Here is a 14,718-nt window from a genome sequence, read left to right on the forward strand (position 1 = left end):
CCCTTTCGCTGCCGGCCGGTTTCAGCATGCCTGCGCAGATCATCTGCCGGGGCGGAGCTTGTCTCGAACACGATACCGCTGATGCGGCGCCCCTTCGTCTCGCCGCTTGGCGGCGATCCACCTCCCCGTGGAATGGGGAGGAAAAGCAATCGGGCGACCTGCCTAAACCTCGTCCGGCCGTCCGCGCTTTGCCGGCTCCGGTGCGGGCGCCTTGTGCGTCACGCGGGTCTGGAAAGCGTCGAATTCGCCCCTGGCCAGCAGGTCGAGACTGTCGGCGATCGCGTCCAGCAGGTCGATCAGCCAGTCTTCCTCGGACTTGGCGAAGTCGGAGAGGACATAGCCGGTGACCCGGCCCTTGTCGCCGGGGTGGCCGATGCCGATACGGGCGCGGCGGAAGTCCGGGCCGATCTGGGCGGTGATCGACTTGATGCCGTTATTGCCGGCGGCGCCGCCGCCGGTCTTCATGCGGAACTTGCCGGGCGCCAGGTCCAGCTCGTCGTGGAAGACGACAACATTCTCCGGCGGAACCCTGTAGAAGTTCGCGGCCTCGCCGACAGCGTGTCCGGAATTGTTGTAGAAGGTCTGCGGCTTGAGCAGGAGCAGCTTCTGCGAGCCGATCACCAGTTCGCAGGCCTGGCTCTGGAAGCGCTTGCGCCAGGGCCCGGCGCTCCAGGCATGGGCAATCACGTCCAGTGCCATGAAGCCGACATTGTGCCGGTTGCGCAGGTATTTCGGTTCGTAATTGCCGAGGCCGGCGAGGATCATCATCGGCGTCTGCTCCCGTCATTGCGCAGGCCGGATATGAAATCAGCGAAGCCGGGCCCGGCTTCGCTGATTGTACGCTCCAGAAATGTCGCGGCGAGTGATTACGCGTCGTCGCTCTTCTGGTTGATGACTTCCGGCTCGGCCGGGGTCGCATCTTCGTCTTCGGCTTCCGGCGTCAGCACGGCGCGCGAACCCTGCAGGGTGGCGACGGTGAAGTCACGGTCGGTGATGGTGGAGGTCACACCCTTCGGCAGCGGAATGGCCGAGATGTGGATGGAGTCGCCGATATCGAGGCCGCTCAGGTCGGCTTCGATCGATTCCGGGATGGCGCCGGCCGGGCAGTTCAGCTCGACCACGTGGCGGACCACGTTCAGCACGCCGCCGCGCTTGAGGCCCGGGCACTTCTCTTCATTGATGAAGTGGACGGTGACTTCCACGTCGATCCGGGTCTTCTCGGTCACGCGGAACAGGTCAACATGCATCGGGGCGTCGGACACCGGGTGGAACTGGATGTCGCGGGCGATGACCTTCTGGCGCTTGCCTTCGTGCTCCAGCTCCATCATGTGGGAGATGAACTGGCCGGTCAGCAGGGCCTTGCGGATCTCGTTGCCGCGCAGGTTGATGGAGACCGGATCCTGGTCGCCGCCATAGAGGACGCCCGGGACCAGATCTTCACGGCGAGCCGCGCGGGCTGCGCCCTTGCCGGTGCCTTCACGAACGTCGACGTTGAGAACGATGTTGGAGCTCATCGGTCCTGTTCCTTAAATGCAAACGCCGCCTCCAGCCGGATCAAGGCGGGCGGCGATCTGTCATGGCCTCGTGCCACAGTGTTATTTCGAGCGGCGGGCTATAACCGATCCACAAGCGCCGCGCAACCGCGACGGCAGGGAAGAGTCAGCGACTCAGACAATCTACCACGGTGTGAACCGCAAACTGTCTGCATGGGTGGTTTGCACCTCTGCCCACTGTTCCGGCGTGAAACCGACCGGTGCCCCATGCAGGAAGATGTGGTCGTATCCGTCGACGACGTTATTGCCGTCGCAGTCCCGGCCGCTGACGATTGAGGACATCGCATCAACGAGGTCGCGGCCGGAGGCAGCTTCGGCGGCACCTGCCGCGTCTCTCACGGCGTCGGCATCTGCGAGGCCGATAAACCGGTCAACACGTGCAACAACGCCTGTTTGCCGGTCGCGGTAATAGAAGATTCCGTTGCTCGCAGCCGGGCAGGCGGACTCTGCCGGAGATGCACCGGAAGCGTGTTCCTGTTCGGAGTCCTGAGACGCCCATGCATCCTGCAGGATGCCGCCGCAAAGAAGCCCAACGGCCCCCAGCAATAAGGTCCGCACAACCACCATCCGTTTCAATCATCGGTGGGAAAAAACGTACAAGCGGCCTTTGATTGTGTCAATCGAACAGCTTGGAGACCGACTCGTCATTGGCGATCCGGCGGATCGCTTCGCCGAGCAGCGGGGCGACGGAGAGGCGGCGCACCTTTTCGGTCTGGGTGGAATTCGGCGGTTCGAGAATCGAGTCGGTGACGACCAGTTCGCGCAGCTGCGACTTGGCGACCCGGCCCTGGGCATCCTTGGACAGCACGCCGTGGGTGACATAGGCCGACACTTCGGTCGCGCCCTTGGCCAGCAGCGCGTCGGCGGCGTTGACCAGCGTGCCGCCCGAATCGCACATGTCGTCGAACAGGATGCAGCGGCGGCCTTCGACCTCACCGATGATGTTCATCACTTCGGCCACGCCGGCCTTGGGGCGGCGCTTGTCGACGATGGCGATCTCGGCATCGAGCAGCTTGGCCAGCGCCCGGGCGCGCACCACGCCGCCGACATCCGGCGAGACGATCAGCAGATTGTCGGTCTGGTAGCGCCGGCGGATATCGTCCTCCATCACCTTGGTGGCGAAGAGATTGTCGGTCGGGATGTCGAAAAAGCCCTGGATCTGGCCGGCATGCAGGTCGACCGTGAGAACGCGGTCGGCGCCGGCCTTGGCGATCAGATTGGCGACCAGCTTGGCGGAGATCGGCGTGCGGCCGCCGGTTTTCCGGTCCTGCCGGGCGTAGCCGAAATAGGGAATGACCGCCGTGATCCGCCGCGCACTGGCGCGCACCAGCGCGTCGATGCAGATCAGCAGCTCCATCAGATGGTCATTGGCCGGCGAGGAGGTCGACTGGATGACGAAGACGTCTTCGCCCCGCACATTCTCGTCGATCCGCACGAAGATCTCGCCATCGGCGAAGCGTTCGATCTCGCTCGCGCACAGGGGCGCATCCAGGTAATCGGCAATCGCTCTGGCCAACTCGCGATTGGCCGTTCCCGACATCAGTTTCATGGCTGGTGGTCCCCGGCAGTCACACTCGCGCGCTGATTAACAGACGCACGCCGGGGATTGAAGCTGAAATGCTCAGCGTGCGGCGAATCCCGGCGGGGCCGGCAGGCCGTCCGCGTCGAGGCAGACGAGTTTGAACAGCGTGCCCATCTGCTCCGGATCGGTCAGCCGCCAGACCTGGCGGGCGAAGACGGCGCGCTTGTCCGGCGCGGCCTGGCACAGCGCGGCAGCACGCGCTTCCAGCCCCAGTCCGACAAGGAAATCGCCCTGGGTCACCGGACCGCTGACGGTCAGTCCCGCAGCGCGCGCAGCGGCTGCGAGGCTCTCGAAATCGACACGGGCGGTGAGGTCGGCTGTGCCTGGCGCTTCCAGCGGCGGTACTTTCTTATGAGCCTTGACGGCCTGCAGCGTGTCGCCGGTCTCGCTCGTGGCGGGGCCGTAGTCGATGAAGAGGGCGCGGCCGGGTGCTTCGGCAAAGCGGGCGGCCAGCGCATCGACGACCTGGCGGTCGCCGGGCCGCAGCTCGGCCAGGCTGTCCTCGGGCGCATCGCGCAGGCGTTCGGGAATGAGATCCGCATCGGCACCCAGCGGCGGGCCGAGCACGAAGACGAAGGCCTCGTCCGCGTCCAGCCCGATCATCCGCTCATGCCAGTCGTCGCCGCGGCGGATGGCCTGGCGCACGGGCAGGCAGTCGAGGAATTCATTGCCCAGTACGATGGCGGGCCCCGCCGGCACGCTCTCCAGCCGGTCCACCCAGCGGATCTGTGCGCCGGTCGGCCCCAGCGTTTGCGCCTGTACGGCCTTCAGCGCGGCCGAGGCCTCGATCAGCACGACGTGCGCCGCATCCACGAAGCCGGGCACCGTGCGGGCGGCCCGCAGCGCATCCGCCATCATGGTGCCGCGGCCGGGACCCAGCTCGACGAGCTGGAAGGCCGCAGGCTTGCCCATATCCATCCAGGACTGCGCCGCCCACAATCCCATCAGCTCGCCGAACATCTGGCTGATTTCCGGTGCGGTGATGAAGTCCGCCCCGGCGCCGATCGGATCCTTGGTGGCGTAGTAACCCTCGCGCGGATCGAACAGCGCTTCGGTCATGAAGGCGGCGATGGACATCGGACCCGTCTGGCGGATCCGGTCACGCAGGCGGTCGGCAATCATGGCTCAGGCCCTGGCGGCAGCGGCGGGTTTGAGGGCGCGGCGGATCAGCCAGACGCCCGCGGCGATCATCGGCAGCGAGAGCAGCATGCCCATGGTGACATAGCCGCGCAGGGCTTCGGGCATGTGCGCATCCGGCTCGCGCACGGTTTCCAGCAGGGCCCGGAACAGGCCGTAGCTCAACAGGAAGAGACCGGCATTGAGGCCCGGCTTTTCCAGCGAGCGGAATTTCCAGGTCGCGATATTGACGATGGCGAACAGGGCCAGGCCTTCCAGCGCCGCTTCGTAGAGCTGGCTGGGATGGCGCGGTGTGCACAAGGGGTCGGTGGCAAAGCGCAGGCCCCAGGGCAGGTCGGTCGGACGGCCCCACAGCTCACCATTGATGAAGTTGGCCAGCCGGCCGAACAGGAGACCGATCGGGGTCACCACCGCAGCCGCATCGGCGATGCGCATCAGATCCAGCTTTTCGCGGCGGGCGAAGACGAAGAGCGCCAGCGAGACGCCGATCAACCCGCCATGGAAGGCCATGCCGCCATCGGTGATACCCAGCACAATGTCCTGCGGCCGTTCCCAGATCATGTCGGGCATGTAGAAGATGACATAGCCCAGCCGCCCGCCGGCGATGACGCCCAGCGTGGCCCAGATCAGCAGATCGTCCACCTGGGTTTCCGTGAAGGGGGCCTTGGGTTTCTTCGCGCCGGCCGGGTGCCAGATCTGCGGCCGCCGGGCGAGGGCGATCATGTAGCGCCAGCCGAGCAGCAGGCCGGCAATATAGGCCAGCGCGTACCAGCGCAGATCGAAACGCAATTCCATGCCGAACAGGTCGAACGGGCCGATCGTGAACAGGATGGGGTCGATCAGGTCGAAGCTGGGCGGACAGAATTCCATGAATGACTCAGCGGGTTGCGGGTGGCACATGCAGATGTGACGGATCGGCGCGTTGCGCTTTTCCGCCATGGGCCGCATATAGGTGGCCGTTCGTCACTCTAATGGCTTTCTTTGATGCAAACGCGCAACCCGCTTCTGAATGATTTTGCCGATCTGATGACCGACGCCTTCGGCGCCGCACAGGCGATGGGCGAGGAGGCGCGCGCCGTTTTCCGGGCGCGTGCGGATCGCATGATCGCCGACATGGATCTGGTGAGCCGTGAGGAATTCGACGCCGTGAAGGCGGCGCTCGACGATTCGCGGGCCGAGATCGATGCGCTGAAAGCCCGTCTCGAGGCGCTGGAAACGCCGGCCCAGCCGAAGGCGGCGAGCCGCGCGAAGAAGCCGGCCACGAAGGCCCGCGCGCCGAAATCCACGAACTGACACGGCCGCACAGGCCGCTTTTTATTGCGCCTGACGCAGCGCGGTCATACCGTCCATGCACGGTGTGATGTGCAGCGCAGACGAAGGAACGTACTCCATGGACCTCCTGTCAGATGAATTCGCACCCTCTGTGACCGACCCCCTCGACGCGGTCGAACAGGCGGTTATTGCCGAGCAGTATCCTTATGATCGCGACGAGATGGGCGAGCTGCACCTGACGGCCTCCGGCGCGTGGCGCGATCACCAGATCTGGTTCGCCTGGCGTGAAGAGCTCGAAGCGCTGCACATCTGTGCCAGTCTCGACCTGAAAGTGCCCTCCAACAAGTTCCGCGATGTCTGCGAACTGGTGGCGCGCCTGAACGAAAAGCTGTGGCTGGGCCATTTCGACGTCTGGTTCGAGGACGGCTCGATCGTCTATCGCCACGCCCTGTCCCTGCCCAATGGCGAGACCGTGTCGCCGGCCCAGGCGGCCGCCATGATTTCGGCTGCGCGCGAGGCCGGCGAGCGCTTCTATCCGGCCTTCCACTTCCTTGTGTGGGGCGGAAAGAATGTCGAGGAGGCGGCCGCTGCCGCCATGTTCGAAACGGCAGGTGAGGCCTGAGGCGCACCATGTCGAAGATTGAAAAGATTGCCCTTATCGGCGGGGGTCATATGGGCGGGGCCCTGGCCGCCGCCTGGCTGCGCGGCGGCAAGCGCGCCAAGGTCGCGGCCGAAAACCTCATCGTGGTCGACCCGTCGCCGGGCGAGACCATCCAGGCGCTGGCCGAGAAGCACGATTTCACGATCAGCGAAGCGCTGAGTCTTGAGCAAGCCGAGCGGGCCGATCTCGTCGTCCTGGCCATCAAGGTGCAGGCCGCCGACACTGTCGCGGCCCATCTCAACCAGGTCATGCGCGACGACACCGCGCTGCTCTCGACCATTGCCGGCGTGTCGCTGAACCGCCTGGCGCTGGCCTTTGGCGACCGGCCGATCATGCGTGCCATCCCCAATACCGCCTCGGAAATCGGGGCCGGGGTGACGGTGTGCGTGGCCAACGAGGCGGGTGACGCGCTGGAAGCGGAAATCACGCGCCTGCTCAAGGGGGCGGGCAGTGTGGAATGGGTGCATGACGAGCGTCTGATCGGTGCTGTCGGTGCCGTGTCCGGGGCCGGTCCGGCCTATGTCTTCCTGCTCGCCGAAGCCCTTGCAGGCGCCGGCGTTGCCGAAGGCCTGCCGCGGGACCTGGCCGAACGTCTGGCGCGCGAAACGATCGTGGGCGCCGGGGCGCTGCTCGCCTCGTCGAAAAAGTCGCCGCAGGAATTGCGCCGGGCCGTCACGCCGGTCGGGGGGACTACCCAGGCTGCGCTCGATGTGCTGATGGGCGGTGGCGGCGGACTGCCCGAGCTGGTCCGCCAGGCCGTGGCCGCGGCCGAGCGCCGCTCCCGCCAGCTGGCCGCCAATAGCGGCAATGGCGGCCGCGAACGCTAGGGGCATCGAGAGGGACATGTACCTTTGGTACGTGTCCCTTGGCGTCGTGTCCCCTGGTGTCTCGTCCGGGAAAACTGGCGTGCAGTACAGCGTTACCCCGGCAGGCTGATCACCGCTTTCAAACCGCCCAGATCGCTTTCGCCGAGGCGGATGTCGCCGCCGTGATTGCGGGCGACGTCGCGGGCGATGGCGAGGCCGAGGCCGACGCCCTTGCGGTTCTGGTTGCGGCTCTCATCCAGCCGGTTGAAGGGTTTGAGCGCCTCTTCATACTGATCCGGCGGAATACCCGGACCGTCATCCTCGACCACGATCTCGACCCGTGAACCGGCGCGGCGCACGGTGACGCGCGCCTTCTTGCCGAAGGCGAGGGCGTTCGAGATCAGATTGGCGAGCGAGCGCTTCACCGTGCCGGCCCGGATATCGCTTTCGATACTGCCATCGGCGACAAATTCGATATCGCCGCCCTGGCGCACGGCGGCATCCACGGTTTCCCGGGCCAGTTCGACCAGGTCGCTGCGAGCCGTCTCTTCGCTCGCCTGACCGCGGGCGAAGTCGAGATACTCGTCCAGCATCTCCTCCATCTCCGCGATATCCTTCTTGGCGTCTTCGCGCTCGGGGCTTTCCGGCATCAGGGCCAGCTGCAGTTTCAGCCGGGTGAGCGGCGTGCGCAGGTCGTGGCTGACCCCGGCCAGCAGGGCCGTGCGCTGTTCCAGGTGGCGGCGGATACGGGCGCGCATTTCCAGGAAGGCATGGGCCGCCTGGCGCACCTCGGTCGCGCCGGCCGGACGGAAATGGTCGACATCCTGACCGCGGCCGAATTGTTCCGCCGCGTCGGCGAGGCGGCGGATCGGCTTGACCTGGTTGCGGATGAAGACGATCGAGACGGCCGTCAGCAGCGTCGTCGCGCCGATGATCCACAACAGGAAGATATGGCCCGTGGTGGCAAACACCCGTTCGCGCAGGGCGATATAGCGCAAAACGCCGCCCTCGACCTCGACCCGCACATCGACATAGCTGGGATAGCGCGTGGTATCGAACCAGAAATCATTGTCGATCTGGGCCGACAGCGCGCTGCGCAGGGTGCGGTCGAGCGTGCGGAAGAAGGAGGAGCGCCGCGAGGTGGGCAGGGTCTCGCCGGGGCGGAAATCGACCGAGAGCCGCATCGTCTCATAGGCCATCTCGGCGTGGCGTTCGAAGGCGGCGGGTGTTTCCTGGTCGGACTCGTAGAGCGCCGTCATCATGGCGATATCGCCGGCCACACCTTCCGACAGCCGGCTGGTCACCGTTTCCCAGTGCTCCTCGAAAAAGGACCACGCGACGGCGACCTGCATCAGCGCCACCGGCAGGACGATGATCAGCAGGGTGCGGGCAAACAGTCCCTTGGGCAGGTAGCGGCGCATCAGGCCCATGGCAGTGTGCCTCTCTGCGCCAACCCGGCCGGATAGCTTGCGCAGGCGCGGGCGGGCACGCCCTCTCCCTTGGGAGAGGGCCGGGGAGAGGGGGAAGACACAGCCATCGCCTCCTCCGGCGCTAGCGGGATGTCCCCCTCATCCGCCCTTCGGGCACCTTCTCCCCGGGGAGAAGGGGTGGGCAAAAACTCCGAGTAAAAAAGACGTACTTCCACGAGGCTCAGTCCTCGAAGATCGGATCGGCCGCGAGGCGATAGCCTTCGCCGCGGACGGTCTGGAGGTGGAGCGGCTCCTTGGGGTCTGTCTCGATCTTGCGCCGCAGCCGTGTGACCTGGACGTCGACGGCCCGTTCACCGCCACCCGTGCGTTCGGACAGGGACAGCCGGGAGACGGTCTGTCCGGCCGATGCGGCCAGTGCCGCCAGCAGAGCGGCTTCCCCGCCGGTGAGCCGCACCGGTTCGCCCCGCCGGCTCAGGCTTTCCCGGCCGATGTCGAAATGCCAGTCGCCGAAAGCGACCTGCCGGATTGCCGCCGTCACCGGCCGCGCCCGGCGCAGGATCGCATTGATCCGCAAGACCAGTTCTTCCGGCTCGAAGGGTTTGGCGAGATAGTCGTCGGCGCCCAGCGACAGCCCCTTGATACGGTCCTCGGCCTCGCCGCGGGCGGTGAGCAGCAGGATGGGCGTATCGCCCCGCTTGCGCACGGCTTCGGTCAGCTCGAACCCGTTCATGCCCGGCATCATCACATCGAGAACCAGGAGATCGAAGGCGAGCGAGTTGAGGGTCGACAGGGCCTTGGCGGCATTCGGCGCCGTGGAGACGCGGAAGCCGCGTTCCTGGAGGTAGCGCTTGAGAAGGGTCCTGATCCGGTCGTCATCGTCGACGACGAGAATATGGGCATCACCGCCGGCCAGCTCCGCCATGCCGTCTCCTGATCTGTGTCCTGTCCAGAATGGCCTGTGCCGCCGCGCGGCTCAAGTTCAGGCCTGCGGCTTGCGGCGCAGATAACCCAGCCCGGTCGCTAGGCTCAGTGCGGCGGTCAGCCAGACGGCAATGATCCAGCCCTCCACCACCCACAGCACGGTATGGATGCCGGCGATGGCGGCAATGAGGGGAAAGGCCGTCACGACCATGGCGATGGCGGTCTTCAGCTTGGCCGAGGCGGAAACGGGAAGGGCCGGTTCCGCCCCGCCGCGGCCCACCATCCGGGTGAGCGTGATGACGGCATCGCGCAGCACGATGGCGGCAACCGGCACGGCCAGTGTGACAGGGCTGCCCAGGATCATCGTGTAGACCAGCAGATAGGCATCGACGAGCAGCTTGTCGGCGACGGGGTCGAGCACCGAGCCCAGGCGGGATTCGGCCGACAGGCGCCGGGCGAGCCAGCCGTCCAGCCAGTCGCTGATGGCGGCGACGACGAAAGCGGCGATGGCAAAGGCGCCCAGCGAGCGGGCGGCGACCGAGGCATCGCCCAGCCAGAGCGGAACATTGTAGTCGATCGACCAGAAATAGGATTGCCACAGGGCCCAGGCGCCGCTGACGGCCAGCGCGATGCGCAATATGGTGATGATGTTGGGCAGGGCTTTCAGCACGCGGATTACCTCTGGAACCAGTCGTGGATCCTTTTGGCCATGGCTTTTGACACGCCGTCAACCGCTTCGAGATCGGCCAGAGCTGCATTTCGCACCGCCTTCGCCGAGCCGAAATGGGCCAGCAGGGCCTTCTTGCGGGACGGTCCGATGCCGGGAATATCGTCCAGCGGGTTTTCCGCCATCTGCTTCTTGCGCTTGGCCCGGTGGCCGCCGATGGCAAAGCGGTGGGCCTCGTCGCGAAGACGCTGCAGATAGTAGAGCACCGGATCCTTCTGCGGCAGTTTGAACGGGGCCTTGCCCGGCAGGTAGAAGGCCTCGCGGCCGGCATCGCGTTCGGGCCCTTTGGCGATGGCGGCGATGGTGATGTCGGTCACGCCGAGTTCGGCAGCGACTTCCATCACCGACGACAATTGCCCCTTGCCGCCATCGATCAGGATCAGGTCGGGCACGGGGGCGCCTTCCGCGCGCTCCTTGATCAGGCGCGACAGGCGGCGGCGCAGCATGGCCTGCATCATCGCGAAATCGTCGTTGGTGGCCGCGTCGTCGCCCTTCATGTTGAAGCGGCGATAAGCGTTCTTCTCGAAACCGTCCGGCCCCGCCACGATCATCGCGCCCAGCGCGTTCGTGCCCTGGATATGCGAGTTGTCATAGACCTCGATGCGCTGGGGGATGTTCTCCAGTTCGAAAACCCGCTGCACGCCCTTGAGGAGCTGGGTCTGGGTGGCACTTTCCGACAGCCGCCGGGCGAGCGCCTCCTTCGCGTTCGTCGCTGTGCGCTCGACCAGTTTGCGCTTTTCGCCGCGCTGGGGCGTGTGCAGCTGCACCTTGCGCTCGGCCCGCAGCGACAGGGCCTCGGCCAGCAGCTCGGCTTCCTCGATCTCGTGCGACAGGAGGATCAGGCCCGGCGCCGGCTTGTCGTCGTAGAATTGCGCCAGGAAGGCGGCCAGCACGTCAGCCGGTTCGGCGTCGCTTTCATGGCGCGGGAAGAAGGACTGGTTGCCCCAGTTCTGGCCGGCCCGGAAGAAGAAGACCTGGACACAGGACTTGCCGCCATCCTGGGCGATGGCGATGACATCGGCCTCCTCCACCCCGTCCGGATTGATGCCCTGATCGGTCGTCACGGCCGCAATCGCGCGGATCCGGTCGCGCAGCCTGGCGGCGGTTTCGAAATCCATCGCCTCGGCCGCTTCGCTCATGCGGGCCTGCAGCTCCTGGCGCAGGGCGTTGGAGCGGCCGCGCAGGAAGTCCGTCGCCTCCTTGACCAGCTCGTCATAGGCGGCCGGTTCGACCAGATCGACACAGGGCCCGGCACAGCGCTTGATCTGGTAGAGCATGCAGGGGCGCGAGCGGCCCTCATAGACGCTGTCGGTACAGGTGCGGATCAGGAAGGCTTTCTGCAGCGTGTTCAGTGTCTGGTTCACCGCGCCGACCGAGGCAAAGGGGCCGAAATAATCGCCCTTCGTCTTGCGCACGCCGCGATGCTTGAGCAATTGCGGCGCCGGATGGTCCTTGCGGATCAGGATGTAGGGGAAGCTCTTGTCGTCGCGCAGCAGGATGTTGAAGCGCGGCTTCAGGCGCTTGATGAGGTTGGCTTCCAGCAGCAGCGCCTCGGTCTCGGTCTGGGTGACCACGAACTCCATGGAGTGCGTCAGCGCGATCATCAGCGCGATGCGATTGGAATGGCCGCGGCCGGCGGCGTAATTGCTCACCCGGTTCTTCAGATTGCGCGCCTTGCCGACATAGAGAATCTGCCCGTCCTCGCCGATCATCCGGTAGACGCCGGGCCTGGGCGGCAGCCGCTTGACGTAGTCGGCGATGACTTTCGGTCCGGCGAGCGATTGCTTCGCCGGTTCGGAAAGGCCATCTATCGGACCGGATTGAGACTTCGAGGTTGCCATGTCCGACAAGATCGCCCTCGTGACCGGCGGCGGCAAGCGCCTGGGTGCCAAAATAGCTGCCGCGCTCGGTGCGGATGGCTGGCACGTCGTCGTGCACTACAACACCTCCGGCACGGACGCTGAGGCCGTCGCCGCGGCGATCCGCGATGCGGGCGGTTCGGCGGACACGGTCCGGTTCGACATGGACGACACGGCCGGCATCGCGGGGTTCATGGACGGGGTGGGGCGTGTCGATGCGCTGATCAATTCCGCGTCGATCTTCGAGCCCGACCGTCCGGAAACGGTCACACCTGTGCAACTCGAACACACGCTGCGTGTAAACCTTGTGGCGCCGGTATTGCTCGCGTCTGCGATGGCAAGGCGACACGAGGACCGCGCGTCCGGCTGCATCATCAACCTGCTCGACCAGAAGCTCTTCAACCTCAATCCCGACTTCTTTTCCTATACCCTGGCCAAACAGGCGCTCCTCGGTGCGACCACCACCATGGCCATGGCTTTCGCCCCGCGCGTGCGGGTGAATGGGGTGGCACCGGGCATCACCCTGCCATCCGGCGGCCAGTCGCCCGAGGAATTCGCCCGTGCGCACCGGATGAACCCGATGCAGGGCGGGTCCACGCCCGAGGACATCATCCGCGCGGTGCGCTTCATCCTTGCGACACCGTCGATGACGGGCGAGACGATCATCGTGGATGGCGGCCAGCATCTCGACGCCCGCGACGGGGATGTGATGTATGCCGCCGGTGTGCCGGAGGACTGAGACGGCCATGAGACTGGATCAGGTGATCGAGAACGCGCTCGCCAGTGCCACCGGCGAGGATGTCTTCGTCTACCGCCTGGAGGGCGTGAAGCTGGATGTCGAGATCGGCATTCACGACTATGAGCGCGGCGTGAAACAGCGCGTGCTGGTGGATGTCGTCACCCTGGTGTCCAAGGCCTGGTGCGGCACGGACGACATCGCCACGGTCGTCGATTACGACTACATCCTCAACGGTATCAAGGCGCTGGGCGAGAAGCAGTTCGACCTGCAGGAAAGCTTGTGCGGGACCATTCTCGATATCGCCCTGGAACCGGCGGCGGTCGCCGCGGCCCAGGTGACCACCCGCAAGGTCGACGCCTATCCCGATGCCGATGCTGTTGGCCTGACGCGGTTTCGCTGCCGCCCGAAAAGCTGACCGGGTCAGCTCGCCGCAGATCGCATCAACCCGTCGGCGACCAGGCCGGCCGCAAGCAGCACCAGCGTGCCGCCGATCGCCAGATTGAACAGCCGCATGCGCAGGGGTGAGACCAGGAAGCGGCGTATGCTGCGTCCGAGCACCGCCCAGGCGCCGATCCCGAACAGACAGATCACGAAATAGAGGCTGGAGAATACGGCCAGCCGGTCACCCGCTCCTGCCAGTTCGAACAGGGACACAGCCGCCAGGCAGGCACCCCAGGCCTTCGGGTTCACCCATTGCAGCAGCACACCCTGCCAGAGGCCGGGCAGGGCCGGCCGGTCTTCGGTCTGCAAGCCGGTCGGGGCGAAGGCGATGCGGACACCGAAATAGACGATCACAGCGGCGCCCAGGACGGCCATGCCGATCTGCCAGACCGGCCCAAGCCGGGCCAGAATACTGGCTGCCAGACCTATGCTCACGAGCAGGGCCGTGAAACCGATCGTGCAGCCGAGCACGAAGGGCAGGGCCCGGCGTGCGCCGTGATGCAGTCCGGCCGACAGGGTGATCATGTTTGCCGGTCCCGGCGAGATCGACATTGTCAGGGCGAAGATGCCCATCGCCAGCAGGTTTCCCATCGCGTGTCTCCCGTTTCAGCTGATCTATCAATTCGCTTTGCGGTCGATTAGGCTGGCGAGTTGAAACTCATTGATCGAAAAATCATCGATATGCTGGATCGGCTCAAATCCCTGGCGACCTTCGGGACCGTCCTGCAGGAAGGCTCCTTCCGTGCGGCTGCGGTCAGGCTCGGCGTGGCGCCATCCACGGTGAGCTATCACATCAGTGAGCTGGAGCGTTTCCTGGGCGCTCCGCTGCTCAACCGCACCACCCGTCGCCTGTCTCCCACGGCACTGGGTGAAGAGGTCGGCCGCCATGCCGCCGCGATCGCCGCCGCCTGCGACGATGCTTTCGCGCTCGCCAGCCGTCATACAGGTCAGCTGCGCGGCAGCCTTGCCGTGACCTGTACATCGGCGGTGATCGGAGCCGGGCTGGGGGAGGCGGTTGCGGCGTTCTCCGGCGCCCATCCGGGCGTGGAGATGCGGGTGGATGTTTCCGACGCGGTTGCGGATCTCGGCGCCGGCCGGTTCGATCTCGGCCTGCGCGCCGGGCGTCTGGCTGACAGTGCTCTGAAGGCTCGCCGGATCGGACATATCCGGCGCCAGCTTGTCTGTGCGCCGGCGTTCCTCTCTGCCCACACCATCGCTGTCGACGCTGAAATGCTGGCGCAACGGCGCTGGATCCGGCTGGATGCCATGCCGGCCTGGCGCACGCTGATCACACCGGGTGGCCAGTCGGTGGATGTCGAGACACCCGGCAATGTCGTGGTGGGCAGTATCGATGCCATGATCGAGCTGGCGCTTGCCGGCATGGGGTTGGCTACCCCGCCCGCCCATCTGGTGGAGGACAGGTTGAAGACCGGCAGTCTGATCGACCCCGCGCCGGGCTGGACCGTCCCGCCCATCGACCTGCACGCGGTCTGGCCGGCAACGCGGACCGACTCGCCCGTTCGACGGGCCTTTCTCGATTTCCTGCTGGAAGAGTGGGCGCCGCAGCTGGCCTGACCGGCTGCAGCGCCC

The 14,718-nt window shown here is 65.9% G+C and carries 17 protein-coding genes; 6 read left to right on the top strand and 11 right to left on the bottom strand.

Translation table 11 applies throughout. The features are described 5' to 3' along the window. Positions 1-162: 162 nt before the first annotated feature. The 6 genes from pth to lgt form a co-directional block, all read right to left on the bottom strand. Positions 163-768, bottom strand: a complete 606-nt coding sequence (gene pth, locus PKE71_RS04385; RefSeq protein ID WP_271185743.1) for an aminoacyl-tRNA hydrolase — start codon at positions 766-768, stop codon at positions 163-165. A 98-nt stretch (positions 769-866) separates the two neighbouring features. Next, positions 867-1,514 (bottom strand): 50S ribosomal protein L25/general stress protein Ctc, encoded by a 648-nt coding sequence (locus PKE71_RS04390; protein WP_271185744.1) that lies wholly within the window; start codon positions 1,512-1,514, stop codon positions 867-869. Between the two features lie 162 nt (positions 1,515-1,676). After that, a complete protein-coding gene (locus PKE71_RS04395; protein ID WP_271185745.1) occupies positions 1,677-2,120 on the bottom strand; it encodes a hypothetical protein in 444 nt (147 codons plus the stop codon). Between the two features lie 49 nt (positions 2,121-2,169). After that, on the bottom strand, positions 2,170-3,102 hold the full coding sequence (locus tag PKE71_RS04400; protein ID WP_271185746.1) for a ribose-phosphate pyrophosphokinase: 933 nt from the start codon (positions 3,100-3,102) through the stop codon (positions 2,170-2,172). 72 nt (positions 3,103-3,174) lie between these two features. After that, complete coding sequence (locus PKE71_RS04405; RefSeq protein ID WP_271185747.1) at positions 3,175-4,257, bottom strand: class I SAM-dependent methyltransferase; 1,083 nt, start codon at positions 4,255-4,257, stop codon at positions 3,175-3,177. Positions 4,258-4,260: 3 nt separating this feature from the next. After that, entirely contained in the window at positions 4,261-5,142 is an 882-nt protein-coding gene (gene lgt, locus PKE71_RS04410; protein WP_271185748.1) for a prolipoprotein diacylglyceryl transferase, read from the bottom strand. A 114-nt stretch (positions 5,143-5,256) separates the two neighbouring features. Between lgt and PKE71_RS04415 the strand changes: the two genes are divergently transcribed. From PKE71_RS04415 to proC, 3 genes are all read left to right on the top strand, one after another. Continuing rightward, complete coding sequence (locus tag PKE71_RS04415; RefSeq protein ID WP_271185749.1) at positions 5,257-5,565, top strand: accessory factor UbiK family protein; 309 nt, start codon at positions 5,257-5,259, stop codon at positions 5,563-5,565. Positions 5,566-5,662: 97 nt separating this feature from the next. Further along, positions 5,663-6,166, top strand: a complete 504-nt coding sequence (locus tag PKE71_RS04420; RefSeq protein WP_271185750.1) for a type III secretion system chaperone family protein — start codon at positions 5,663-5,665, stop codon at positions 6,164-6,166. A gap of 8 nt (positions 6,167-6,174) precedes the next feature. Next, complete coding sequence (gene proC / locus PKE71_RS04425) at positions 6,175-7,032, top strand: pyrroline-5-carboxylate reductase (protein ID WP_271185751.1); 858 nt, start codon at positions 6,175-6,177, stop codon at positions 7,030-7,032. Positions 7,033-7,124: 92 nt separating this feature from the next. Here proC and PKE71_RS04430 read toward each other — a convergent pair whose 3' ends face one another. From PKE71_RS04430 to uvrC, 4 genes are all read right to left on the bottom strand, one after another. After that, positions 7,125-8,441, bottom strand: a complete 1,317-nt coding sequence (locus PKE71_RS04430; RefSeq protein WP_271185752.1) for an ATP-binding protein — start codon at positions 8,439-8,441, stop codon at positions 7,125-7,127. Positions 8,442-8,661: 220 nt separating this feature from the next. Further along, positions 8,662-9,363, bottom strand: a complete 702-nt coding sequence (locus PKE71_RS04435) for a response regulator (RefSeq protein WP_271185753.1) — start codon at positions 9,361-9,363, stop codon at positions 8,662-8,664. 57 nt (positions 9,364-9,420) lie between these two features. After that, on the bottom strand, positions 9,421-10,032 hold the full coding sequence (locus PKE71_RS04440) for a CDP-alcohol phosphatidyltransferase family protein (RefSeq protein ID WP_271185754.1): 612 nt from the start codon (positions 10,030-10,032) through the stop codon (positions 9,421-9,423). A gap of 5 nt (positions 10,033-10,037) precedes the next feature. Continuing rightward, on the bottom strand, positions 10,038-11,930 hold the full coding sequence (gene uvrC, locus PKE71_RS04445; RefSeq protein WP_271186076.1) for an excinuclease ABC subunit UvrC: 1,893 nt from the start codon (positions 11,928-11,930) through the stop codon (positions 10,038-10,040). Here uvrC and PKE71_RS04450 point away from each other — a divergent pair. Next, positions 11,929-12,687, top strand: a complete 759-nt coding sequence (locus tag PKE71_RS04450; RefSeq protein WP_271185755.1) for an SDR family oxidoreductase — start codon at positions 11,929-11,931, stop codon at positions 12,685-12,687. The two genes, uvrC and PKE71_RS04450, sit on opposite strands and share 2 nt — an antisense overlap. 7 nt (positions 12,688-12,694) lie before the next feature. Continuing rightward, positions 12,695-13,102, top strand: coding sequence for a dihydroneopterin aldolase (locus tag PKE71_RS04455; RefSeq protein WP_271185756.1), 408 nt, complete (start codon positions 12,695-12,697; stop codon positions 13,100-13,102). Between the two features lie 5 nt (positions 13,103-13,107). On the opposite strand, the gene PKE71_RS04460 is transcribed toward PKE71_RS04455, so the two are convergent. Then, positions 13,108-13,719, bottom strand: a complete 612-nt coding sequence (locus PKE71_RS04460) for a LysE family translocator (protein WP_271185757.1) — start codon at positions 13,717-13,719, stop codon at positions 13,108-13,110. A gap of 90 nt (positions 13,720-13,809) precedes the next feature. Between PKE71_RS04460 and PKE71_RS04465 the strand changes: the two genes are divergently transcribed. Then, the gene (locus PKE71_RS04465) at positions 13,810-14,703 is read left to right on the top strand and encodes a LysR family transcriptional regulator (protein WP_271185758.1); all 894 of its coding nucleotides are present in this window, start codon (positions 13,810-13,812) and stop codon (positions 14,701-14,703) included. The last annotated feature ends 15 nt before the right edge of the window (positions 14,704-14,718 follow it).

The organism is Maricaulis virginensis (genome assembly GCF_027922185.1).
Lineage (GTDB): Bacteria > Pseudomonadota > Alphaproteobacteria > Caulobacterales > Maricaulaceae > Maricaulis > Maricaulis virginensis.